The sequence below is a fragment of the Paracoccus sp. BR5-17 genome (genome assembly GCF_055693925.1).
The window spans coordinates 91,657-116,548 of sequence record NZ_JBVFUV010000003.1; the positions used below are offsets into that span (position 1 = coordinate 91,657).

At 68.0% G+C, this 24,892-nt stretch carries 18 protein-coding genes and 1 pseudogene; 13 read left to right on the forward strand and 6 right to left on the reverse strand.

The genetic code is table 11. From position 1 onward, the window contains the following. Window positions 1-16 precede the first annotated feature (16 nt). From ACZ1HC_RS01565 to ACZ1HC_RS01585, 5 genes are all read left to right on the forward strand, one after another. On the forward strand, window positions 17-1,537 hold the full coding sequence (locus ACZ1HC_RS01565; protein ID WP_472698452.1) for an ABC transporter ATP-binding protein: 1,521 nt from the start codon (window positions 17-19) through the stop codon (window positions 1,535-1,537). After that, window positions 1,534-2,610, forward strand: a complete 1,077-nt coding sequence (locus ACZ1HC_RS01570) for an ABC transporter permease (RefSeq protein ID WP_472698453.1) — start codon at window positions 1,534-1,536, stop codon at window positions 2,608-2,610. Before ACZ1HC_RS01565 ends, ACZ1HC_RS01570 begins: the two co-directional genes overlap by 4 nt. Continuing rightward, a complete protein-coding gene (locus ACZ1HC_RS01575; protein WP_472698454.1) occupies window positions 2,607-3,497 on the forward strand; it encodes an ABC transporter permease in 891 nt (296 codons plus the stop codon). The genes ACZ1HC_RS01570 and ACZ1HC_RS01575 overlap by 4 nt, the downstream gene beginning before the upstream one ends. 29 nt (window positions 3,498-3,526) lie before the next feature. Beyond that, on the forward strand, window positions 3,527-4,618 hold the full coding sequence (locus ACZ1HC_RS01580) for a BMP family ABC transporter substrate-binding protein (protein WP_472698455.1): 1,092 nt from the start codon (window positions 3,527-3,529) through the stop codon (window positions 4,616-4,618). 137 nt (window positions 4,619-4,755) lie between these two features. Beyond that, window positions 4,756-5,880 carry a glycosyltransferase family 8 protein gene (locus tag ACZ1HC_RS01585; protein ID WP_472698456.1) on the forward strand — a complete coding sequence of 375 codons (1,125 nt, stop codon included), beginning with the start codon at window positions 4,756-4,758 and terminating at the stop codon, window positions 5,878-5,880. On the opposite strand, the gene purU is transcribed toward ACZ1HC_RS01585, so the two are convergent. The 4 genes from purU to ACZ1HC_RS01605 all read right to left on the reverse strand — a co-directional run bounded on the left by purU (window position 5,877) and on the right by ACZ1HC_RS01605 (window position 11,593). Continuing rightward, window positions 5,877-6,761 carry a formyltetrahydrofolate deformylase gene (purU, locus tag ACZ1HC_RS01590; protein WP_472698457.1) on the reverse strand — a complete coding sequence of 295 codons (885 nt, stop codon included), beginning with the start codon at window positions 6,759-6,761 and terminating at the stop codon, window positions 5,877-5,879. The two genes, ACZ1HC_RS01585 and purU, sit on opposite strands and share 4 nt — an antisense overlap. A 117-nt stretch (window positions 6,762-6,878) precedes the next feature. Next, window positions 6,879-8,045 (reverse strand): M20 aminoacylase family protein, encoded by a 1,167-nt coding sequence (locus tag ACZ1HC_RS01595; RefSeq protein WP_472698458.1) that lies wholly within the window; start codon window positions 8,043-8,045, stop codon window positions 6,879-6,881. Window positions 8,046-8,206: 161 nt separating this feature from the next. After that, entirely contained in the window at window positions 8,207-9,568 is a 1,362-nt protein-coding gene (locus tag ACZ1HC_RS01600; RefSeq protein WP_472698459.1) for a PRC-barrel domain-containing protein, read from the reverse strand. 192 nt (window positions 9,569-9,760) lie between these two features. Further along, window positions 9,761-11,593: an ABC transporter ATP-binding protein gene (locus ACZ1HC_RS01605; protein WP_472698460.1), complete on the reverse strand. Its 1,833-nt coding sequence runs from the start codon at window positions 11,591-11,593 to the stop codon at window positions 9,761-9,763. A 254-nt stretch (window positions 11,594-11,847) separates the two neighbouring features. Here ACZ1HC_RS01605 and ACZ1HC_RS01610 point away from each other — a divergent pair, with 254 nt between their 5' ends. The 8 genes from ACZ1HC_RS01610 (at window position 11,848) to ACZ1HC_RS01645 (ending at window position 22,441) form a co-directional block, all read left to right on the forward strand. After that, entirely contained in the window at window positions 11,848-13,548 is a 1,701-nt protein-coding gene (locus ACZ1HC_RS01610; protein ID WP_472698461.1) for a peptide ABC transporter substrate-binding protein, read from the forward strand. A gap of 225 nt (window positions 13,549-13,773) precedes the next feature. Beyond that, window positions 13,774-14,781, forward strand: coding sequence for an ABC transporter permease (locus ACZ1HC_RS01615; RefSeq protein ID WP_472698462.1), 1,008 nt, complete (start codon window positions 13,774-13,776; stop codon window positions 14,779-14,781). Next, entirely contained in the window at window positions 14,774-15,766 is a 993-nt protein-coding gene (locus tag ACZ1HC_RS01620) for an ABC transporter permease (protein ID WP_472698463.1), read from the forward strand. The genes ACZ1HC_RS01615 and ACZ1HC_RS01620 overlap by 8 nt, the downstream gene beginning before the upstream one ends. Window positions 15,767-15,836: 70 nt before the next feature. Continuing rightward, complete coding sequence (locus ACZ1HC_RS01625) at window positions 15,837-18,212, forward strand: ATP-dependent helicase (RefSeq protein WP_472700752.1); 2,376 nt, start codon at window positions 15,837-15,839, stop codon at window positions 18,210-18,212. A 95-nt stretch (window positions 18,213-18,307) separates the two neighbouring features. Then, window positions 18,308-18,589, forward strand: a complete 282-nt coding sequence (locus tag ACZ1HC_RS01630) for a hypothetical protein (protein WP_472698464.1) — start codon at window positions 18,308-18,310, stop codon at window positions 18,587-18,589. Window positions 18,590-18,601: 12 nt separating this feature from the next. Further along, window positions 18,602-19,168, forward strand: a complete 567-nt coding sequence (locus ACZ1HC_RS01635; protein ID WP_472698465.1) for a DUF1523 family protein — start codon at window positions 18,602-18,604, stop codon at window positions 19,166-19,168. Further along, entirely contained in the window at window positions 19,165-20,106 is a 942-nt protein-coding gene (gene deoC, locus ACZ1HC_RS01640; RefSeq protein WP_472698466.1) for a deoxyribose-phosphate aldolase, read from the forward strand. Before ACZ1HC_RS01635 ends, deoC begins: the two co-directional genes overlap by 4 nt. 7 nt (window positions 20,107-20,113) lie before the next feature. Continuing rightward, window positions 20,114-22,441: an aldehyde dehydrogenase family protein gene (locus tag ACZ1HC_RS01645; RefSeq protein WP_472698467.1), complete on the forward strand. Its 2,328-nt coding sequence runs from the start codon at window positions 20,114-20,116 to the stop codon at window positions 22,439-22,441. A 108-nt stretch (window positions 22,442-22,549) separates the two neighbouring features. Here the strand turns inward: ACZ1HC_RS01645 and folE2 are convergent. Together folE2 and metZ are read right to left on the reverse strand one after the other, a co-directional pair. Further along, window positions 22,550-23,513: pseudogene (gene folE2, locus ACZ1HC_RS01650) on the reverse strand (GTP cyclohydrolase FolE2). A 97-nt stretch (window positions 23,514-23,610) separates the two neighbouring features. After that, window positions 23,611-24,798 carry an O-succinylhomoserine sulfhydrylase gene (gene metZ, locus ACZ1HC_RS01655; protein WP_472698468.1) on the reverse strand — a complete coding sequence of 396 codons (1,188 nt, stop codon included), beginning with the start codon at window positions 24,796-24,798 and terminating at the stop codon, window positions 23,611-23,613. Between the last annotated feature and the right edge of the window lie 94 nt (window positions 24,799-24,892).

Below are 24,892 nucleotides of genomic sequence, written 5' to 3' on the forward strand. Positions count from 1 at the left end.
GACCAAGGGGACGACGTTGACCGACGCGGCAGTTTTCCGGGCCAGGGGGATCGGCAAGTCCTATCCCGGCGTCCGCGCCAATGACGACGTGTCCTTCGCCGTGGAACCGGGCGAGATTCACGCCCTGCTGGGCGAGAACGGCGCCGGCAAGTCCACCCTCGTGAAGATGATCTATGGCCTGGTGCGCCCGGATCAAGGGCAGATGATCCTGAACGGCCAGCCGCACCGGCCTGCCGACCCCCGTGCCGCGCGGGCGGCCGGCGTGGCGATGGTGTTCCAGCACTTCTCGCTGTTCGATGCCATGACGGTGGCCGAGAACATCGCCCTGGGGATGGAGAACCCGCCGCCGCGGCGCGACCTCTCGGCGCGCATCGCGCAGGTCAGCCGCGACTTCGGCCTGCCGCTGAACCCCGCGCGCCGCGTCGTCACGCTGTCGGCGGGCGAACGCCAGCGGGTCGAGATCATCCGCTGCCTGCTCCAGAACCCGCGCCTGCTCATCATGGACGAACCCACCAGCGTGCTGACCCCGCAAGAGGCGGAGCTGCTGTTTTCCACCCTGCGCAAGCTGGCGGATCAGGGCACCGCGATCCTCTATATCAGCCACAAGCTTCAGGAAATCCGCGCCCATTGCGACCGCGCCACGATCCTGCGCGGCGGCCGCGTCGTGGACAGTTGCGACCCGCGCGCCCATTCCGCCCGGCAGTTGGCCGCGATGATGGTCGGCGGCGAGATGCGCCCGATCGACCGCAGCGGCCGGCAGGCGGGCGAGGTGCTGTTGCAGGTCCGCGGCCTGACGCAGCCCGCGCCCACGGCCGAGGGGACGGCGCTGAAGGGTGCCAGCCTGACGCTGCGCGCGGGCGAGATCCTGGGGATCGGCGGCGTCGCGGGCAACGGCCAGGACGAATTGCTGGCCGCGCTGTCGGGCGAGATCCGCAGCGCCCCCGGGACGATCCTGCTGGACGGCACCGACCTGTCGCGGCTTGGCCCCGACGCCCGCCGCGCGGCCGGGCTGCTGGCCGCCCCCGAGGATCGGCTGGGCCATGCCGCGGTCCCCGATTTCAGCCTGGCCGACAACACGCTGCTGACGGCGGGGCCGCGCAAGGGGCTGGTCCGCAGGGGGCTGATCGACCAGGCCGCGGCCCGCGCCTTCGCCCAGGACGTGATCCGCGCGTTCGACGTGCGCACCCCCGGCCCCGGCACGGCCGCCAGGGCGCTGTCGGGGGGCAACCTGCAGAAGTTCGTCATCGGCCGCGAGGTCATGCAGGCCCCTCGGGTGCTGGTGGTGAACCAGCCCACCTGGGGCGTCGATGCCGGCGCGGCCGCCGCCGTGCGCCAGTCGCTGCTGGATCTGGCGCGGTCCGGGGCGGGGGTCGTGGTGATCTCTCAGGACCTGGACGAGCTTCTGGAACTGTCCGACCGGTTCTGCGCGCTGAACGAGGGCCGCCTGTCCGATCCCCGGCCCACCCGCGATCTGACGCTGGACCAGATCGGCCTGATGCTGGGCGGCGCGCACGGGATGGAGACGGCCCAGCCATGATCCGCCTGGTTCCACGCGCCGACGCCCCGGCCCTGCTGCAGGTTGCCACCCCCGTCCTGGCGGTGCTGGCCACCATGATCGCGGGCGGCATCCTGTTCGCGATCATGGGCTATGACCCGGTGGCGGCGATCCGCACGATCTTCTGGGATCCGCTGTTCGGCCCCGCGGCCGGCTATTCCCGCCCGCAACTGCTGGTCAAGGCCGCGCCGCTGATCCTGATCGCCTCGGGGCTGGCGGTGGGCTTCCGCGCCGGGATCTGGAACATCGGCGCCGAGGGGCAGTACATCATCGGCGCCATCACCGGCGCCGCGGTGGCGCTTGCCGCCTATCCCGCCGAGGGGGCGTGGATCTTTCCCGCGATGTTCGCGGCCGGCGCCCTGGGCGGCTGGGCCTGGGGGATGATCCCGGCGCTGCTGCGCAACTGGTTCGGCGCCTCGGAAATCCTGGTGTCGCTGATGCTGGTCTATGTCGCGCAGCGCGTCGCCGCCTGGATGGCCTTCGGCCCGATGCGGAACCCGGACGGCTTCGGGATGCCGGGATCGCGCAACCTGCAACAGTATCCGGCGGCTGCGAACCCGGAACTGATCCCGGGGACCGGGGCGCATTGGGGCGTGGTCGCCGCAGCCGCCGCGGTGCTGGCCACCTGGTTCCTGATGTCACGCCACATCCGCGGCTTTCACATCCGCACGGCCGGCATCGCCCCCCGCGCCGCCCGCTTCGCCGGCGTGAGGCCGCAGACGCTGGTGGCCTTCTGCCTGGGCCTGTCGGGCGCCCTGGCCGGCATGGCCGGGCTGTTCGAGGTGGCGGGCCCCGCGGGCCAGGTCACCGACAACCTGGGCGTGGGCTACGGCTTCACCGCGATCATTGTGGCCTTCCTGGGACGGCTGCACCCCTTGGGCATCCTGCTGGCGGGGCTGCTGCTGGCGCTGACCTATATCGGCGGCGAGTTGGCGCAGCTGACGCTGAACCTGCCCGCGGCGACGGTGCAGGTGTTCCAGGGGATGCTGCTGTTCTTCCTGCTGGGCTTCGACCTGCTGACCCGCTACCGCGTCACCCGGAGGATCACGGCATGAGCATCGATCCCGCAGCCCTGTTCCTGCTGCTGCTGTCGGCGTCCACCCCGATCCTGTTCGCCGCGCTGGGCGAACTGGTGGTGGAACGGGCGGGCGTGCTGAACCTGGGGGTCGAGGGGATGATGATCGTGGGCGCGCTGTCGGGCTTTGCCGCCGCCCATTACAGCGGCAGCGCCGCCCTGGGCTTTGCGGCCGCGGCCCTGGCGGGCGCGCTGATCGCCCTGCCCTTCGCCGTCCTGACGCAGTTCCTGATGACGAACCAGGTGGCCTCGGGGCTGGCGCTGACGCTGTTCGGGCTGGGGCTGGCCGCGCTGTTCGGAAAGCCGGTCGAGGGGGTCAAGGCCCCGGCGATGGCTCCCGGGCCGCTGGGGCTGAACTGGATCGTCTGGCTGGGCCTGGCGATGGTGCCCGCGATCTGGTGGTTCCTGAACCGGTCCCGCGCCGGCCTGATCCTGCGCGGCGTGGGCGAGAACCACGACGCGGCCCATGCGCTGGGCCACGACGTGCGGCGGGTGCGGCTGGCCGCCATCGCCTTCGGCGGGGCCATGGCGGGCATCGGCGGGGCCTTCATCTCGATCGCCACGGTGCTGCAATGGACCGAGGGCATGACGGCGGGCGCGGGCTGGATCGCGCTGGCCATCGTGGTCTTTTCCAACTGGACGGCGGTGGGAGTGCTGGCCGGGGCCTGGCTGTTCGGCGGCGTGACGGTGCTGCAACTGCGCCTTCAGGCCGCGGGCGTGCGGGTGCCGGTGCAGCTTCTGTCGATGGCGCCCTATCTGGCGACGATCGTCGTTCTGGTGGCGATCTCGGCCCGGCAGAGGTTCAGCCGCCGCGCGGGCACCGCCGCGCCCGGCTCTCTGGGACAGGATTTTCACGCCCTGCGCTGACCGCAAGGGGCTTATCAAGAGAGGGAAGAATGAACCGCAGACAGCTTATCGCCAGCGTCGCCGCCCTGACCACGGTCGGGCTTGCCGCGCCGATCCGGGCGCAGGACGCGGCACAGGAAGGGCCGCTGAAGGTCGGCTTCATCTATGTCGGCCCGGTGGGCGACGGCGGCTGGACCTACCAGCACGACCAGGGCCGCCTGGCGGTCGAGAAGGAATTCGGCGACCGCGTGGAGACCACCTTCATCGAAAGCGTTCCCGAAGGCGCCGATGCCGAACGCGCCATCACCCAGCTGGTCCTGGCCGGCAACAAGCTGATCTTCACCACCAGCTTCGGCTTCATGGACGCCACGATCAACGTCGCCGCCAAGTTCCCGGACGTGAAGTTCGAACACGCCACCGGCTACAAGCGGGCCGACAACGTCGCCACCTACGACGCGCGCTTCTATGAAGGCCGCGCGGTGATCGGCACCATTGCCGGCCGGATGACCAAGTCGAACAAGATCGGCTATATCGGCAGCTTCCCGATCCCCGAAGTGGTCCAGGGCATCAACAGCAGCTTCATCCACGCCCGCAAGGTGAACCCGGACGTCGAGATGCGGGTCGTCTGGGCCTATAGCTGGTTCGACCCCGCCAAGGAGGCCGACGCTGCCGCCGCCCTGCTGGCCGAAGGGGTGGACGTGATCCTGCAGCACACCGATTCGACCGCGCCGCTGGCCAAGGCGCAAGAGGCCGGCGCCATCGGCTTCGGACAGGCCAGCGACATGGCGGCCTTTGCCCCCACCCCCCGCGTGTCCTCGATCATCGACAACTGGGCGCCCTATTACATCAAGCGCGTGGGACAGGTTCTGGACGGCACCTGGACCTCGGAGGCCACCTGGGCCGGCATCGGCGATGGCGAGGTCGTGATCGGCGAGATCACCGAGGCCGTTCCCGCCGAGGTGAAGGACGAGGCCCTGGCCCTGCGCGACCGGATCGCCTCGGGGGAATACCACCCCTTCACGGGTCCGCTGAACAAGGCCGACGGCTCTGCCTGGCTGGCCGAAGGGCAGACCGCCACCGACGAGGAACTGGCCGGCATGAACTTCTTCGTCGAGGGCATCACGGCAGAACTGCCGCAATGACGCGCGGCGCCCCGGCCCCCGGCCGGGGCGTCCCTCCTGATCCTGCCTGAAAGGTTGCCCGTTGCAGATCCCGAACCCCTTCCCCGCCGCGCGCCCGATGCGCGCCGGCGCGGCTTCAACCCCGGCTGCGGGTATCCATGCCGCTGCCTGATGCCCGCCGCGTGGCAAGACGCCTCTATCGCCGCCTTCCCAGCCCCTGGACCAGCGGCGTCCAGGCCTATGAGGGCTGGCGCCACGGCGGCGCCCGGCCGCCGGCGCGGCTTGATGTGATGACCTCGATCGGCGGCAGGGATCTGGACGTGCTTCAGGTCCTGCTGCAGTCGCTGTCCGACGCCCACCCGAACGACCGGATCGAGTTCCGGGTGTTCTATCTGGCGCTGCCACAGCGCGCCCTGGAAAATCTGGTCCGGTTTGCCCGCAGCTTGCCCAACCTTGCCCTTCACCCCGTCCTGGTGCAGGAACGAAGCGATTTCGGCCTCCTGAGCAAGCTGGGCAAGAAGCCCTTCGGCGCGCGCTTCCTGTGGTTCGTGGCGCATCAATACCTGCCCGAAGACCTCGACCGGATCATCTATCTGGATCCGCTGGATACCATCGTCACCGACGACCTGATCCCCTTCCTCAGGCAGCCGTTGCTGGGAAAATACGTGGCGGCCTGCCGCGAGGCGCCGCTGGCCCCGCCGCTGATCTGCGGCCCGGCCCTGCGGGCGACAGGGCGGGCGGCATCGCCGGGGCGGATCCTCAGGATCTCGAAGGGCGTCCTGAACAGCGGGGCCATGGTCATCAACCTGGACAGGCTGCGGCGGGACGGCGTCGGGATCCAGGCCTATCTCGAGACGGCGCGATGGGCGCAGGACCGGGGCCTGACCTTCGGGGACCAGGGGCTGTTCTCGCTGACCCACGGCAGCAACTATGTGCGTGCCCATGACCGCTACAACTTCCGCTTCCACGACGGCCCGGCCCTGGGCGCGACGGTCAGGCCCGCCGTCGTCCACTTCGCCGGCCGGATCGCCAAGCCCTTCCATCTGCGGCTGACCCCCGAACAGGAAGCGCAGATCATCGCGCATCTGGACCGCCTGGGGACCAGGGCCCTGGCCCTCAACCCGGCGCAGACGATCGGGCGCCGCCATCTTGCCTATTACCGCCAGTGGTGGCAGATCTGCGCCCGCACGCCCGTCTATGACCGCATTGCCCCGATCGCGGGCGCCCTGGCCACGCGGTTCCTGTCGGAACAGCTTTCAGCCGCCCCCGAGGAAACTTCCTAGCCCATCCGCTCGCTGGCGTAGCTGCCGGGGGACGGCGGAAAGACCACGGTCTTTTCGCCGTTCAGGAACACCCGGCCGTGGATATGGGCGTGGACGGCGCGGGCCAGAACCTGCGCCTCGACGTCGCGGCCAAGCGACACATAGTCCCCGGGCGACTGGGCATGGGTCACGCGGACCGTGTCCTGTTCGATGATCGGGCCCTCGTCCAGATCGGCGGTGACGTAATGGCTGGTCGCGCCGATCAGCTTGACGCCGCGCTCGTAGGCCTGCTTGTAGGGGTTGGCGCCCTTGAAGGACGGCAGGAAGCTGTGATGGATGTTGATGATCCGGCCCGACATGGTCTGGCACATCTCGTCCGACAGCACCTGCATGTAGCGTGCCAGCACGATCAGTTCCGCGCCGGCCTCGCGCACGATCCGCATCTGTTCGGCCTCGGCCTGGGCCTTCGTCTCGGGCGTGACCTTGACGCAGTAATAGGGCAGGTCATGGTTCACCACGACCTTCTGGTAATCCATGTGGTTCGAGATCACCGCGACGATGTCGATGGGCAGCGCGCCGATCCGCCAGCGATAGAGCAGGTCGTTCAGGCAGTGGCCGAAGCGGCTGACCATGATGACGACCTTCTTCTTCACGGCGTCGTCGCTGAACTCGGCCTCCATGCCGAAGCGCTGGGCGATGGGGGCCACGCCCTGCTGCAACTGCTCCAGCGTCGCCCCGCCTTCGGACCGGAAGCTGACGCGCATGAAGAAGCGGCCGGTTTCGGCGTCGTCGAACTGCGCGCTGTCGGTGATGTTGCATTCATGCCCCGCCAGATAGCCCGAGATCGCGGCGACGATCCCCCGGGTCGAGGCACAGGTCACGCGCAGGGTATAGCTTTTCATCGGGCTCTGCTTTCTTGGCTGTCCGGCTGACAGCATTTCGGACGATCGCAGCCCCACGACTACCGCATTTGCGACGCCGCCGGGGGCTGGCGCGACATCCCCCGGCGGCCGGGGCGATCAGGCAGCAGGCATCCGCGCTTCCACCATCCCGGCATACCAGCTGGACCCCGCCGGGATGGCGTCGTCGTTGAAGTTGTAGGCCGGGTGATGGACCATCGCCGTGTCGCCGTTGCCGACCCAGATATAGGCGCCGGGTCGTTCGTTCAGCATATAGCTGAAATCCTCGCCGCCCATCATCGGCTGCATCGACAGGTCCACGTCGCCCGCGATGTCGCGCGCGACCTCGGCCGCCCAGAGGGTGGCCTGTTCGTCGTTGACCGTGACCGGATAGCCCCGCTGGTAATCGACCTGCGCGGTGGCGCCCATCGCGGCGGCGATGTTGGTGGCGACGCGGGTGATGCCGTCCTCCAACTGGTCGCGCACCTCGGCGTCGAGGCTGCGGGCGGTCCCCTTCAGCTTCACGACCTGCGGGATCACGTTATGCGCCGTCGAATCCGTGCTGACCACGCAGACCGAGACCACGGCGTTCTTCAGCGGGTCGATGTTGCGCGACACGACCGACTGCAGCGCGACGATGATCTGGGCCGCGGTCAGGGTGGTGTCGATGCATTCGTGCGGCTTGGCGGCGTGGCCGCCCTTGCCGGTCACGATGATCTCGAACTGGTCGGCGGCGGCCATCATCGCCCCGGGCTTGATGGCGAAGCTGCCCACCGGAAGGCCCGGCATGTTGTGCATCCCGTAGAATTCCTGGATGTTCCAGCGCTGCACCAGGCCATCCAGCACCATCGCCTCGCCCCCCGCGCCGCCTTCCTCGGCCGGCTGGAAGATCACCACGGCGGTGCCGTCGAAATTGCGCGTCTCGGCCAGATAGCGGGTCGCGCCCAGCAGCATCGCGGTATGGCCGTCATGGCCGCAGGCGTGCATCTTGCCCGGGGTCTTCGAGGCATAGTCCAGCCCGGTCTGCTCGACGATGGGCAGCGCGTCCATGTCGGCGCGCAGCCCGATCACGCGCCCCTTGCTGTCGGTGCGGCCCTTGATGACGCCGACCACCCCGGTCCTGCCGACGCCCTCGACCACCTCGTCGCAGCCGAAGTCCCGAAGAAGCTGGGCGACCCGCCCCGCCGTGCGGTGGACGTCGTAGAGCAGTTCGGGATGTTCGTGGAAATCGCGCCGCCAAGCGGCGATCTCGGGCAGAAGTTCGGCAAAGCGGTTCTTGACTGGCATCTTCGGTCTCCTTCCGGGGCAGATTAGGACCGCCCCGGCCCATCCGAAAGAGGAGTCTTGCGCAAGCCTCGGGTTTTCGGCCGCTGCCCGGCGCCCCGCGCGCAGGAAAAGGCCCTGCCGCCGGATGGCAGCAGGGCCTTCGCCGGTGCAAGCCCGGCAAATCAGTTCGGAAGCGCCACCGGCTGATCGTCCTCAAGCGCCGCGTTCTCGTCATACTCGAAGTCGCGCGCCCGCTCGATGTCCTGCTGGGTCAGGGTGCCCAGCATCAACCGATCGTCGGCCATCGAGACGGCGGTGAGGGGAACCGGAACGATCTTGTCGCCAAGGCCCAGGAACCCGCCCGAACCGACAAGCAGGTATTGCTGGCCGTCCATGTCGATCACCCCCTCGGGGCTTCCCAACTCCTCGCCGTCGGCGGTCACCACGACCAGGGCCTTCACGTCGCCCACGGTCATCTGGCCGCCGGCAGGGGCGGCATCCGCCTGCCCCGACAGGTTCGCGGGTGCATCGGCGGCCGCCTGCTGCTGGGCGGCGCGGCGCTGATCACGTTCTTCCGGGGTCTCGATCACCACCTGCGGCTCGCCGGCCATCTGGACATCGACCGTCGGCTGTTCGGTCATGGTGACCGTCACCTGCGGCTCGGTCGCGCCCGAGAACGAGATCTCGGGCTCGGCCCGGGTCACCTCGACCTGCGGTTCCTCGGCCGCGGGCACGAAGCTGATGATCGGCTCTTGCTGGGCCAGATCGACATTGCCGGAAACCTGCTGCACCCCGTCGTCCTGCGCTTCGCCTTCCACGGGCGCCTGCTCGCCTTCTACCGGCGGCTGCTGGCCTTCTTCCAGCCCCAGACCGATATCCAGCTGAGGATCGGCCTGAGTCACGATGACCTCAGGCTCTCCCTGCACAACCTCGACCTGAGGATCGGCTTCGGTCACGGAAACCTGCGGGTCGCCCTGCAGCACGTAGATGCTGGGCGCGGGCATGGTCACGCGGACGTTGATCGTGGGGATTTCGACGGCGATCTCGGGCTGGGCCTGCTCGACCTCGATCTGGGGCGCGCTGTCCTGGACGCGGACCTGCGGCGCCACGTTCCGCACCGTCACCTCGGGGCGCGGCACGCGGACATCGACATTGGGCTCGGGAACCCGAACGACGGCTTCGCCGACGATGGTGGCCTCTTGTGCGGTCTGGACAGTTTCGGTCGTGACGTCCGTTTCCGCCGCGTCGGCCTCGATCTGCCCCTCTGCATCCACAATTCCTCTCTCGGCAGCCAGCAAGGCCTGGACCTCGACGCACTCAGCCGGATCGTCGTTGTTGACCGCATCAGCCACGCGAACCGGATCGACGCCCGCAATCGAACCATCCTGGTCGGCGATGAACATGCCCAGCGCGCGGCACTCTTCGCTTTTCCCGGCCAACTCCTCGACATTGACATTCAGGGTCTGTCCCCACATCGGGGCAGCGAAGGCAACGACCAGCGTACTGCTTGTCAAAATGGTCTTCAACTTCACCGGATTGTTCATGTCGTTTTTCTCCTTGCTGTTTCGTCAACCGCGTGGGTCAGCGACGTGCCAAATCACGCCCGGAAAAGGCGTCCCGAAGAAGAATGTTCCCTTAACAAATGTTAATCATCTTGTTATCAAAGCATTTTCCTGCGGCGGCCCTGCGCGCGGTCGGCAAAAACGCTTCTGATGTGCCATCTGCCGAAGGTGACGTCAGTGATGTGTTCGGGGATCGACCAGAACCTTGTGACCCGGCGCGACGTCGCGATAGACCGAGGGCGGCGTTTGGTGGTCCACCGGATGGATCGGCGAGGGGATCGGCTTGAAGTTCAGATCCTCCCTGATCTTCTTCTGGCTCGGGTCGGCCACGGGCACGGCGGCCATCAGTTGCCGGGTATAGCTGTGCTGCGGGTTCTCGAACACCTGCTGGCGGCTGCCGATCTCGACGATGCGGCCCAGATACATCACGCCGACATGGTGGCTGACGCGTTCCACCACCGCCATGTCGTGGCTGATGAACAGCATCGAGATCCCCAGATCCTGCTGCAGTTCCATCAACAGGTTCAGCACCTGCGCCTGCACCGACACATCCAGCGCCGACACCGCCTCGTCCGCGACGATCAGCTTGGGGTTCAGCGCCAGCGCGCGGGCGATGGCGATGCGCTGGCGCTGGCCGCCCGACATCTCGTGCGGATATCGGCGCATGAAGCTGCGGGGCAGTTCCACCCGGTCGAACAGCGCGGCGACGCGGTCGCGGCGTTCGGACCGGCTGCCGATGCCGTAATTCTCCATCGGCTCGGCCACCTGGTCGTAAAGCTTCATGTGCGGGTCGAGGCTGGCAAAGGGATCCTGGAAGATCATCTGCATGTCGCGCCGCGCGCGGCGCAGGTCGCCCGACGACAGCGCCAGGATGTCCGTGCCGCCTAGATCGACCTGGCCCGATTCGGGCTCGACCAGCCGCAGCAGCGACCGCCCGCAGGTCGATTTGCCGCAGCCGGATTCGCCCACCAGCGACAGCGTCTCGCCCGCGTTGATGGTGAAGCTCACATCCTCGACAGCGTGGACGCGGGCGACGGTGCGGCGCAGCAGCCCGCCCTTGACGGCGAAGCGGGTGGTGAGGTTCCGCACCGTCAGCAGCGGCCTGGGGTCCTTGACGATGATCGGCTCTGGCGCGGACAGGGTGCCGTCGCGCATCAGGCGCATCCGTTCCGGGGCGGGCTTGCCGGTCATCTCGCCCAGGCGGGGAACGGCGGCCAGCAGCATCCTGGTGTAGCCCTCGCGCGGGTTCTCGAAGATTTCCTCGACGGGGCCTTCCTCGACCTTCTCGCCGCGATACATCACCACCACGCGATCGGCCATCTGCGCCACCACTGCCATGTCGTGGGTGATGAACAGCACTGCGATCCGCTTTTCGCGCTTCAGACGGTCGATCAGCGCCAGGATTTCCGCCTGGATGGTCACGTCCAGCGCGGTGGTGGGTTCGTCGCAGATCAGCAGGCGCGGCTCGCACGCCATGGCGATGGCGATCACGACGCGCTGGCGCATCCCGCCCGACAGCTCGTGGGGATACTGGTCCAGGCGGCGTTCGGGTTCGGGGATGCGGACCTGGCGCAGGATCTCCAGGGCGCGGGCGCGGGCCTGGGCCTTGGTCAGGCCGCGATGGACCATCAGCCCCTCGGTGAGCTGGTCGCCGACGGTAAAGACCGGGTTCAGCGCCGTCATGGGCTCCTGGAAGATCATGCCGATCTGGTTGCCGCGGATGTCGCGCATCGCTGGCGTGGACTGCCGGGCCAGGTCGATCACCCGCCCGTCGCCCTGATCGAACAGCAGCCGGCCCTGCGCGATGGTGCCGCCGCCGAATTCCACCAGCCGCATCAGCGACAGCGAGCTGACGGACTTTCCCGACCCGGATTCGCCCACCACGCAGACGCATTCGCCCGGCCTGATGGAAAAGCTGATGTCCTTGACGCCCACCACGACGCCATCGCCGGTTTCAAATTCGACGCGAAGGTTCTCAATGGAAACAAGCGGTTGTTCATCCAGCATCGGATCGCCCCCGGTTCGCTGCCCCGCCAAGGCTAGCCGCCGCCCGGGAAATGTCAAAGCACAAAGAAGGCCCGGAGGTTGCGCGATAAGGCTTGCTTTCCAAGGGGGCTTCGATTGAAACTGGCCTCATTCCGCAGGTCCGCCGGACCAGGACAACAACCCGGATGAACCGGGACCGTGGGCCGAAGGCCTGAACGGGGATCCTCCGTTCCGACCGCAAGCCCGCGGACAGCAACTTCCGACAGGAGAGATCGATGAAGCTCAAGACCCTGCTGATGAGCGCAGCCGCCACCCTGGCACTGGCCCCCGCGGCCATGGCCGAACAGGGCAGCGACGGCGCGCTGAACATCATCATGTGGCAGGCGCCCTCGACGATGAACCCCTATCTTTCGGGGGGCACCAAGGAAATCATCGCCGCCAGCATGACGCTGGAGCCGCTGGCCGGCATGACGCCCGCCGGCGAGCATTACACCCGCCTTGCCGCCGAGATTCCGACGCTGGAGAACGGCGGCATCGCCGAGGATCTGAAATCCGTCACCTGGAAGCTGCAGGAAGGGCTGAAATGGTCCGACGGCAGCCCCGTGACGGCCGAGGACGTGGTCTTCACCGGCCAGTACTGCATGGATCCCGAAGGGGGCTGTTCGCAGCTGGCCAAGTTCGAGGGCATCGAGTCGATCGAGGCGGTGGACGATCTGACCGTCAGGATCAACTTCACCAACCCGATGCCCGACCCCTATTCGGCCTTCGTCGGGTCGCAGTCGCCGATCCTGCAGAAGGCGCAGTTCCAGGACTGCCTGGGCGCGAACGCCCCGACCTGCACCGACCAGAACTTCAACCCGATCGGCACCGGCCCCTTCCGCGTCACCCGCTTCCTGACCAACGACGTCATCACCTTCGAGGCCAATCCCGAATACCGCGACCCGATGAAGCCCGCCTTCGCGACCGCGACCATCAAGGGCGGCGGCGACGCGGCGGCGGCGGCGCGTTCGGTGCTGGAGACGGGCGAATACGACTATGCCTGGAACACCCAGCTTGCCCCCGATGTCATCGCCGGGATGGAGCAGATGGGCCGCGGCACGGTCAGCGCCGCCTTCGGCAGCCTTGTGGAACGCATCCACGTCAACCTGACCGACCCCTCGCCCAACCTGCCCGAGGGCGAGCGTTCGACCGAAGCCCGTCCCCATCCCTTCCTGAACGATCCGGCCGTGCGGCAGGCGCTGTCGATGGCGATCGACCGCCAGCTTCTGTCCGAGATCGGCTATGGCAGCGCCGGCCAGCCCACCTGCAACTATGTCCCCGCGCCCGAGGCCTGGGCATCGGACAACACCGAATGCCTGACCCAGGACATCGAAGGCGCCAAGGCCCTGCTGGAGGAAGCGGGCTGGACGATGGGCGGCAGCGGCGTGCGCGAGAAGGACGGCGTGCCGCTGAGGATGGTCTTCCAGACCTCGGTCAACGCGGTGCGCCAGGACTTCCAGGCGCTCATCAAGCAGTGGTGGTCGGAAATCGGCATCGACACCGAACTCAAGACCGTCGATGCCTCGGTGTTCTTCGGCTCGGATCCCGGCTCGCCGGACACGCTGCAGAAGTTCTATGCCGACGTCCAGATGTATGCCGACAACTTCGAGGGCGGCAACCCCGCGCCCTATCTGGCGAAATGGACCTGCGACAAGGCGCCCGGACCCAAGAACCAGTGGCAGGGCGAGAACATCAGCCGCTATTGCGACCCCGCCTATGACGCGCTGATGGTCGAACTGTCGCAGACCGTCGATCCGGCCGAGCGCGCCGAGATCGGCAAGCGCCTGAACGACATGCTGACCCGCGAAAGCAACGCCATCATCCCGCTGATCTATCGCGGCACCGCATCGGCCCATTCCAACACCTTGGGCGGGGTCGAGATGAACGCCTGGGATTCGGAACTGTGGAACGTCGCCGACTGGACCCGCGTCCAGTAAGTCCGCCGGCCCGGCCCCGCGTCGCCTGCGGGGCCGGGCGTCCCGGACAGGGGTCGCCCGTGACGAAAGCCCTGCCCTTGGCCCCGGCGCGCATGACGGCGTGCGCCGCCGTCCCGGAAGATGCCCCTTCCGGCATGGCCGGCGGCCCTGCCGGTCCGCCAAGGGGTCCGCGGGGCCGTCGCCGATCGGGCCGCGCCCCATGACCTGCCCTGCTGGAGGCTTTCCATGCTGACCTTCACCATCCGCCGCCTGCTGCTGGCGATCCCGACGCTGCTGTTCATATCGCTGGTGATCTTCCTGCTGCTGGAGGCCTCGCCCGGCGATCCGCTGGGCGACGTGCCCCTGACCGTCCCGCCCGAGGTCAAGGAACGGATGCGCGAGGCGCTGGGGCTGGGCTCGCCCTGGTATGTGCGCTATGTCCTGTGGCTGAAGCAGTTCTTCTGGGTCGAGCCGCTGTTCTGGTTCGACAGCGCGTTCGGCACGCAGTTCAGCGCCGGAATGCAGCGCATCATCAGCTTCCAGTCGCGCAGCCCGGTCTTCGACGTGATCGCGCAGCGCGTGCCGCAGACGCTGACGGTGGTGGGCTTCAGCTATCTGGTGGGCATCCTGATCGCGCTGCCCATCGGCATCCTGTCGGCCTACAAGCAGTATTCCTGGTTCGACCAGCTGGGCACCTTCGTGTCGATGATCGGCTTTTCGATGCCGACCTTCTTCACCGGGGTGGTTCTCATCATCATCTTCGGGGTCAAGCTGCAGTGGTTCCCCTCGGTCTATGACACCACGCTGGAGGTGCGCGACTGGGACAGCTTCTGGGCCCAGGTCCGGCAGATGGTCATGCCGGTGACGGTGCTGGCGCTGTACAACGCCGCCCAGATCAGCCGCTTCATGCGGGCATCCATGCTGGACAACCTGGGCCAGGATTACGTCCGCACCGCCCGCGCCAAGGGCCTGTCGGAACGGACGGTGGTGCTGAAGCACGTGCTGCGCAACAGCCTGATCCCGGTCATCACGGTGATCGCGCTTGGCCTGCCCACGGTGTTCGGCGGCGCCATCATCACCGAACAGGTGTTCAAGGTGAACGGGCTTGGCCAGTTGCTGATCACCGCCATCCACGGCAACGACATCCCGATGGTGCTGACCCTGACCTTCATCTTCGCGATCCTGATCGTGCTGTTCACCCTGATTGCCGACATCCTCTACGGCATTCTCGACCCGAGGATCCGCTATGACTGACACGCAGCGCCAGCACGATCTGGACAGGGCCGAGGCGGTGGATGCCACGGCGGCGCAGGCCGGGGTGGTGGCGGGGCTGCCGCCCGACGATCCCCACCACGCCGGAGAGACGCGCAGCCAGTGGCGCGACATCTGGCGCCAGTTCCGCAGCCATCGCGGCGCCATGGTGGCCCTGGTGCTGTTCGTGGGGACCATCCTGTTCGTCACCGCCGGTCCCTATCTGTGGACCATCGACCCGACCTATGTGGACATCCGCGCCCGCAATTCGGGCTTCTCGGCCGCCCATCCCCTGGGCACCGACCAGTTGGGCCGCGACATGCTGGCCCGGCTGATGGCGGGCGGGCGCGTGTCGATCGCCGTGGGGCTGACGGCGATGGTGATCGCCATCCTGCTGGGCAGCCTGATCGGCCTTCTGTCGGGCTATTTCCGCGGCCTCGACGCGCCCCTGATGCGGCTGACCGAACTGTTCCTGGCGCTGCCGCTGCTGCCCTTGCTGCTGCTGATGGTGACGCTGTTCCGCGAACCCCTGTCGCAGTCCTTCGGTCCGGCGATGGGCACCTTCATCCTGATCGTCTCGGCCATCGGCGCGACAAGCTGGATGCAGGCCGCGCGCATCGTGCGCGGCGACGTCCTGGGCCTGAAGGAACGCGAGTTCATCCTGGCCGCCAAGTCCATCGGCACGCCCGCCCACCGGATGATCCTGCGCCATGTGCTGCCCAACGTGCTGTCGCCGATCATGGTCGCGGCGACGCTGGGCATCGCCACGGCGATCATCACGGAAAGCGCGCTGTCCTTCCTGGGGCTTGGCTTTCCGCCGGATTTCCCGACCTGGGGCCGGCTGCTTTACGACGCGGTGGACCAGATGGTGATGTATCCGTGGCGGGTGATCCTGCCGGGGCTGTTCATCTCGCTGACGGTGCTGTGCGTGAACTACATCGGCGACGGGCTGCGCGACGCCATGGACCCGCGCATCCGGGGACGGTAATTCGCCGCGGATGCGAACGAAGGCGGAACACGGGCTTTCCATGATCCGCCTTCGGCCCTATGTTGGCGGGATGGAGCTTCTGGACGATTCCGACGACACGGGCCGCGTGCCGCTGTCACAACGCGCAATGGGTGCGCGCCCCTCGCCCTATCTCGAGGGGCTGAACCCGGCGCAGCGCGCGGCGGTGGAAACCCTGGACGGCCCGGTGCTGATGCTGGCGGGGGCGGGCACCGGCAAGACCCGGGCGCTGACCACGCGGATCGCGCATCTGCTGATGCTGGGCCGCGCGCGCCCCGGGCAGATCCTGGCCGTGACCTTCACCAACAAGGCCGCGCGGGAAATGAAGAACCGCATCGCCCGCCTGCTGGGCGATGCGGTCGAGGGGATGCCCTGGCTGGGCACCTTCCATTCCATCAGCGTCAAGATCCTGCGCCGCCACGCCGAACTGATCGGCAATGGCGAGGTGCACCTGAAGCCCAGCTTCACCATCCTGGACAGCGACGACCAGATCCGGCTGCTCAAGCAGCTGATCCAGGCCGAGAACCTGGACGAGAAACGCTGGCCCGCCCGCCAGCTTGCCCATCTGATCGACGGCTGGAAGAACCGCTGCCTGACCCCCGCCAACCTGCCCAAGGGCGAGGGCTCCAGCTTCGACGGCTGGGGCGGACGGCTGTATCAGGCCTATCAGGACCGGCTGCTGGCGCTGAACGCGGTCGATTTCGGCGACCTGCTGATGCATTGCGTCACGCTGTTCCAGGCGCACCCGGACGTGCTGCGGTCCTGGCAGGACCGTTTCCGCTATATCCTGGTGGACGAATACCAGGACACCAACGTGGCGCAATACCTGTGGCTGCGGCTGCTGGCCCAGGCGCATCGCAACATCTGCTGCGTGGGCGACGACGACCAGTCGATCTATGGCTGGCGCGGCGCCGAGGTGGGCAACATCCTGCGCTTCGAACAGGATTTCCCCGGCGCCCAGGTGATCCGGCTGGAACAGAACTACCGCTCGACCCCGCAGATCCTGGCCGCCGCATCCGGGCTGATCGCGGCCAACCGGGGCCGCCTGGGCAAGACCCTGTGGACCGATGCCGAGGCGGGCGAGAAGGTCCGCCTGATCGGCCATTGGGACAGCGAGGCCGAGGCCCGCTGGATCGGCGAGGAGATCGAGGCCTTCCACGGCGGCCACCGCCACGCCGTCGGCAGGGTCAGCCTCAACGACATCGCCATCCTGGTGCGCGCGTCCCACCAGATGCGCGCCTTCGAGGACCGCTTCATGTCGATCGGCCTGCCCTATCGGGTGATCGGCGGCCCGCGCTTCTACGAACGCGCCGAAATCCGCGACGCGATGGCCTATTTCCGGCTGGTGGTCAGCCCTGCCGACGACCTGGCCTTCGAACGCATCGCCAACACCCCCAAGCGGGGCCTGGGCGAAAAGGGCCTGCAGGCCATTCAGCACATGGCCCGGGCGCGCGGCCTGTCGCTGCTGGACGGTACGGTTGCCGCCCTGACGGCGGGCGACCTGTCGGGCAAGGCCGCAGCCCAGATGCGCCAGTTTACCGAAGCCGTGGGCCGCTGGCACGCCGACGCCCTGGACGACCGCGTGAACCATGTCGAACTGGCCGAGCGGATCCTGGACGAATCCGGCTATACCGCGATGTGGCAGAACGACAAGTCGCCGGACGCGCCGGGGCGTCTGGACAACCTCAAGGAACTGGTCAAGGCGCTGGAGGAGTTCGAGAACCTGCAGGGCTTCCTGGAACACGTGGCCCTGGTCATGGACCGCGACGACGGCGAGGCCGCCGAACAGGTCAGCATCATGACGCTGCACGCCGCCAAGGGGCTCGAGTTCCCGATCGTCTTCCTGCCGGGATGGGAGGACGGCCTGTTCCCCAGCCAGCGCGCCATGGACGAGAACGGCACCAAGGGGCTCGAGGAGGAGCGCCGCCTGGCCTATGTCGGCATCACCCGCGCCGAACGGCTGGCCACGATCAGCTTCGCGGGCAACCGGCGGCTTTACGGGCAATGGCAAAGCTCCATGCCCTCGCGCTTCGTCGATGAGCTGCCGCCCGAACATGTCGAGGTGCTGACGCCACCGGGCCTTTACGGCGGCGGCTACGGCGCGGCGATGGCCTTCGCGGCGGGCGGTCCGGTCAACGCGCTGCACGAACGCGCCGCCAAGGCGGATGTCTACAACTCGCCCGGCTGGAAGCGGATGCAGGCGCGGGCCGGTGAACGCAAGGCGCCGGTCCACCGCACGCCCGTCATCATCGACGCCGAGCCGGCCGAACGCTTCGCCGTGGGCGACCGCGTGAGCCACGCCAAGTTCGGCGAAGGCACGGTCATGGGCATCGCCGAGGATACGCTGACCGTGCAGTTCCCGGCCGGCTTCAAGAACATCAAGGCAGCCTATGTCCAGCCGGTGGATGGGGACGACGTGCCGTTCTGACGGTGACGTTCCTGGCCTTTCCGAACCGGCGGCCCTGGCGGCTGGTCCCCGGCCCGGCGCGGTGCTAGCATGGCGCGAAACCATCAGGACCCTCCTTGGCCGCCTTCTTCCGCCTGATCCTGTTCCTTCTGATCGCCGAAGGGGTGTTCTTTCTGCTGCTGCGGATCTATCTGCGATCGCTGCGGACCGAACGGCTGGAAAGGATCTGGGACGAACGCCATCCGGCCATGTCCGGGGACACGCCCGCCCGGCGGGCCTTCGTGCGCAGGTCGATGGCCGGCTTCGACAGGACGCTGAAACCGCGCCTGTTGCTTCTGGTCTTCATTCTGCCCAATCTGGCGGTCATCGGCATCATCTACTGGATCAACTGGCAGTAAGGCGCGGCAGTCATGTATTACCTCAAGGTCACGGCCGGCGTGCTGTTCGGCGTGGCGGTGTTCCTGTTTCTGGACTACACGCTGCCGTCCAAGAACACGGTGCGCATCACCAACACCTATAACCGCCTGACCTCGGTCACGCCGTCCAACGCGATGTTCTACGCGTCCGAGGACACCGGCACGGTGGAAAACGCCGCCGGACAGCGCGACGTGCGCTTCATCGAAACGGTGCGGCCCAACGGCACGGTCTTCGTCTATCGCAACGAAGACACCGGCTGGATCTGGCCGCCCTATTTCAAATACGACAGCGCCAACCTGCAGGCCGAGGCGACGAACCTGCAATCGACCCGCGACAACCCGCAATGGGTCAGCATCACCGCCTATGGCTGGCGCCTGGCCTTCCTGTCCACCTACCCCAACGCCGTCAGCATCGACACCCTGGCGGGGCCTGACGAAAGCCCGCGCAACTGGGCGGCCTCGATCGTCTGCATCGTGCTGCTGGCCCTGCTGGCGCTGATCTGGCGGATGTGGGCGCAATTCCAGGAACGCGGCCTGCGCGGCTGGCGGAGCAAGCCATGACCCGCAACCCCGGCACCGACCTGCGTACCGACGGCTTTGCGGACATCCGCATCAACACCCCCGCCGTGGAACGCCGCGCCGCCAGCCTGCCCGCCCGGCGCAGCCTGAAGAAGGATCATCAGGCGGCCTGGCTTCTGAACGCCGTGCGCTGCATCGACCTGACGACGCTGGCAGGGGACGACACGCCCGACCGCGTGGCGCGGCTCTGCGCCAAGGCCCGCCAGCCCATCGCGCCGGATCTGCTGCAGGCCCTGGGCGTGACCGGGCTGACCACCGGCGCCGTCTGCGTCTATCCGACAATGGTGGCGCCGGCCAAGCGCGCGCTGGGCGATTCCGGCATTCCGGTCGCCAGCGTGGCCACCGGCTTTCCGGCCGGCCTGATGCCGCTGAACCTGCGGCTGGCCGAAATCCTATACGCCGTCGAACACGGCGCCGACGAGATCGACATCGTCATCACCCGCGCCCATGTCCTGCGCGGCGACTGGACCGCGCTCTATGACGAGATCCGCGCCATGCGGGAGGCCTGCGGGGACGCGAGGATGAAGGCGATCCTGGCCACGGGCGATCTGAAGTCGCTGGAAAACGTCGCCCGCGCCAGCCACGTCGCCATGCAGGCGGGGGTGGACTGGATCAAGACCTCGACCGGGAAGGAAGCGGTCAACGCCACCCTGCCCGTCAGCCTGGTGATGTGTCGGGCGATCCGCGACTATCGCGACCAGACGGGCCATGTCGTGGGCTTCAAGCCCGCCGGGGGCCTGCGCACCGCCAGGGACGCGCTGAACTGGCAGGTGCTGATGGCCGAGGAACTGGGCCGCGACTGGCTGCGCCCCGATCTGTTCCGCATCGGCGCCTCTGGCCTGCTGGGCGACATCGAGCGTCAGATCACCCACCACGTGACGGGCCGCTACGCGGCTGCCCATCGCCAAGCCCTTGCCTGAGGACCGCATGACCAGCGTGAGCGAACTGATGGAAAGCATGGAATACGGCCCCTCGGTCGAGGACGGCGCGGCGGTGCGCGACTGGCTGGCCCGGCACGAGGCCTTCGGCCATTTCATCGCCGGCCGCTTCACCCAGCCGGGGGCGCTGTTCGACAGCCGCGATCCCGCGACGGGCGAGGTTCTGGCGCAGGTCAGCCAGGGGACGGCGGACGACGTGGCGGCGGCGGTCGCGGCGGCGCGGCAGGCGCAGCCAGGCTGGGCGGGGCTATCGGGGACGCAGCGGGCCCGGTATCTCTATGCCCTGGCGCGGCATGTGCAGAAGCGCGAACGCTTCCTGTCGGTCCTGGAAACGCTGGACAACGGCAAGCCGATCCGGGAATCGCGCGACATCGACGTGCCGCTGGTCGCGCGGCATTTCTATCACCACGCCGGTTGGGCGGAACTGCGCGACAGCGCCTTTCCCGGCCATGCGCCGCTCGGCGTCTGCGGCCAGATCATCCCCTGGAACTTTCCGCTGCTGATGCTGGCCTGGAAGATCGCCCCTGCCCTGGCGGCAGGCAACACGGTGGTGCTGAAGCCCGCTGAATACACGCCGCTGACCGCGCTGGCCTTCGCCCAGATCTGTCAGGAAATCGGCCTGCCCGAAGGCGTCGTCAACATCGTCACCGGCGACGGAGAGACCGGCGCGGCGCTTGTCACGGCGGACGTCGACAAGATCGCCTTCACCGGCTCGACCGAGGTGGGGCGGGCCATCGCCGGCCGGCTTGCCGGGACGGGCCGGAGGCTGACGCTGGAACTGGGCGGCAAGTCGCCCTTCGTGGTCATGCCCGACGCCGATCTGGATGCGGCGGTCGATGGCGTCGTCGATTCGATCTGGTTCAACCAGGGCCAAGTCTGCTGCGCGGGCTCGCGCATCCTGGTGGCCGAGGCGGTGGCCGACCGCTTCGAATCGCTGCTGGCGGCCCGCATGGCGCGGCTGCGGGTCGGGGCGCCGATGGACAAGTCCAGCGATGTGGGGGCGATCGTCGATCCGGTCCAGAAGGACCGCATCCTGTCGATCTGCAAGGCTGCGACCGATGCCGGGGCGGAACTGGTGGGCGGGGCGGCGCAGGACGGCTGCTTCATCGCCCCGGGCTATCTGAAGAACATCGGCCCCGCCAATCCGGGCTTCGAGCAGGAAATCTTCGGCCCGATCGCCACGCTGTCCACCTTCCGCACGGCCGACGAGGCGGTGGAACTGGCCAACAACACCCGCTACGGTCTTGCCGCCTCGATTTGGTCGGAAAGCGCCGCGGTCGCGACCGACATCGCCTCAAGGATCAAGGCCGGGGTCGTCTGGATCAACTGCGCCAACCTGTTCGACGGCGCCGCCCCCTTCGGCGGCTATCGCGAAAGCGGCTTCGGCCGCGAGGGCGGGCGCATCGGGATGCTGGACTACCTGGCGGAAGCGCCGGTCGATGCGGTCCAGGAACCCGCCCCTGCCGTCCCGATGGCCGCGACGACCGGCGCGGCGCAACCCGCGGCTCTGGACCGGACGGCCAAGCTCTATATCGGCGGCGCGCAGAAGCGGCCCGACGGCGGCGCGAGCTATGTCGTGCCCGGGGGCCTGGCGCCCTTGGGCAGCCGCAAGGACATCCGCAACGCGGTCGAGGCTGCCGCCAAGGCCGGGAAATGGTCCGCGATGGGCGGCCACGCCCGCGCGCAGATCCTGTATTACATCGCCGAGAACCTGTCGGCCCGGACCGAGGAGCTTGCCGCCCGCAGCAGCCGCGCCGAGGTCGAGGCCGCCATCGCCCGCGCCTTCCACTACGCCGCCTGGGCCGACAAGTTCGACGGCGCGAACGTCCAGGCCAAGCCCGGCCATCTGCTGAACGTGGTCAACGAACCCTTCGGCGTCATGGCCATCGCCTGCCCCAACGCGCAACCGCTGGCGGCCTTCATGTCGCTGGTCATGCCCGCCATCGCCGCCGGCAACCGCGTCGTCGCCGTTCCTGCGCAGGACGACCCGCTGCCTGCCCTGGATCTGGTGCAGATCTTCGACACCTCGGACCTGCCCGGCGGCGTGGTCAACATCGTCACCGGGCCGCGCGACGATCTGGCAGGGGTTCTGGCCGCCCATGACGAGGTGGCGGCGATGTGGATGGTCGGCGGCGATCTGGCAGCGGTGGAAAGGGCCGCGGACGGCAACCTGAAGCCCGTCTGGGCACCCGTCCATCGCGACTGGACCGGCCCCCAGTCGCAGGGCGAGGCGTTCCTGCGCCACGCCACCCAGACAAAGACGATCTGGCTGCCCTACGGAGCCCTGCCTGAAGGCACCGGAAGCGCCTCTTACTGACCGGGCTTAATGGGTATTTGGACAAAGAAGAAATGCGCCGCCCCTTCTTCTTTGCTTCAATACCCTCGGGGGGTCCGGGGGGCGAAGCGCCCCCGGCGGCGCGACGGTTCAGGCGCGCAATCCCGCGAAGGTCATCGGGTCCAGCGAGACCTGGGCGAATGTCGGGCCGCTGACCAGCAGGCTGACCGCGTCGTGCGAATGCAGCGATTCCTGGTGGCTGGCTACCACCCGGAAGTCTCCGAAGCGCGGATCGGCCAGCAGTTCCCGGGCGAAGGCCCGAACCGCATCCTCGACAAAGATCGGGTTCGCGGCGTTCAGTTCGGCGAAGGCCTGTTCGTCCTCGCGCTTGACCATCACCTGGGTTTCCGTGGGCACAGCGCGGCGGCACAGCTCGACCACGTCCTCGAACCAGATCTTGTCGGGCCCCAGCATCACGGCGGAAATCCGCGCGATCGACCGCTGCGAATGGGGCGTGGCCAGCCGCGACCGGGTCTCGCGCGCATGTTCCGACAGTTCCAGCGAACAGGGACAGGTCGAGGAATAGACATAGTCGAAATGCATGATCCGCAGCCGCTGGCCGTGCAGATCCAGAACCTCCATGGCGATGTCGTAATACTGCCAGCCCGACAGCCCCGAGCGCAGCGAGATCGACCCGGATCGGATAGGAGAACCGCATCTGGATGCGCGCGTCATAGGCGTCGAGATCCGCCTGATAGTCGTCCAGCGCGGCCTCCAGCACCCCGAGGCTGAAGGCATGTTCGGAATGGGCATAGAAGGACCGCATGATGCGGGACATGTTGATGCCCTTGCGGTCGGCCTCCAGGCTGACGGTGCCGGTCACGCTGGTTTCCAGCGTCAGGTCGCCGCCGTCGCGGGTCTGATAGCGGATCGGCAGGCGGAAGTTGGAAATCCCGACATGCTGGATCGGCGCCCGCGCGCCCACGATCAGGCTGGCCGGGCCGTTCTGAAGATCGGGCAGGCCCGCCCGGTAGGCCTCGTCCGCCCGGAAATCGGCGTCATAGCTGCGGGCCAGGGCGGGATAGGCCGGGATCATCGGACGGGCTTCGGTCATGCGGGCATCCTATGGCGGATCGCCGCCAATATGGGGGCCGAGGGGCGGAAGCGAAAGAAGAAACTGGCGAAAGGGCCGTGCGGACGACCCGGGCGGTTCAGCCCTCCAGGGCCTGCATCAGATCCTCGATCAGATCGGCGGGGTGTTCCAGCCCGACGGACAGGCGCAGCAGGCCCGGCGTGATGCCCAGCCGGGCGCGCGCCTCGTCGGACAGGCGCTGGTGCGTGGTCGTTGCCGGATGGGTGACGATGGTCTTCGCATCGCCCAGGTTGTTCGAGATCCTGACGATCTCCAGCCGGTTCAGCGCGGCGAAGGCGGCCTCCTTGCCGGCAGCCACCTCGAAGGCGATCATCGTGCCGCCCGATCCCATCTGACGCATTGCCAGATCGTGCTGGGGGTGATCGGCCAGGCCGGGATAGATCACCCGCGACAGCGCGGGATGGGCTTGCAGCGCCTGGGCGATCGCCAGGGCCCCGTCGGCCTGGGCGCGGACGCGCAGATCCATGGTGGTCAGGCCGTTCAGCATGATCCAGCTGTGAAAGGGGCTGATCGCGCCCCCGGTATGCTTGAGATAGGGTTCGGCCACCTCGCGCACGAACTGCCGGGTGCCGCAGATCACCCCGGCCAGCGCGCGCCCGCCGCCGTCGATATGCTTGGTCGCAGAATAGACGATGACATCGGCGCCCAGCTCCGCCGCCCGGGAAAAGACCGGGGTGGCAAAGACGTTGTCGGCGACGACCAGGGCGCCCGCCCCGTGGGCCAGCCGGGCCACGGCTTCGATGTCCACCACCTCAAGCGCGGGGTTCGACATGGTCTCGAAGAAGACGGCGCGGGTGCCGGGGCGCAGCGCCGCGCGCCACTGGTCCAGATCGGTGCCGTCCACATAGGTGACCTCGACCCCGAACTTCGCCAGCAGGTCCAGGACATACAGGCAGGATCCGAACAGCGCCCGGGCGGCCACGACGTGATCGCCCGGCTTGCACAGGGAAAACAGCGCGCCGTTCACGGCCGCCATGCCGCTGGCCGTGGCAAAGGCGTCCTCGGTGCCTTCCAGGGCGGCGATCCGGTCCTCGAACATGCGGCTGGTGGGGTTGCCGTAGCGGGCATAGATGAACTCGTCCGGCCCGTTGCCCTGGAAGCGGGCCTCGGCCTGTTCGGCGCTGTCATAGACAAAGCCCTGCGTCAGGAAGATCGCCTCGGCCATCTCGCCATACTGGCTGCGGCGGATGCCGTGATGGACGGCTTGCGTGCGCGGGTGACGTGCCTTGGCGGACCTGTCGTTCATGAACTGCCCCTGTGCTGACGCCAGCGGGTTAGCGCCCCGCGGCAGGCGGCGCAAGGCCCCAGCCGGAAACCCCGACCATGCCCGATGCGGCAGC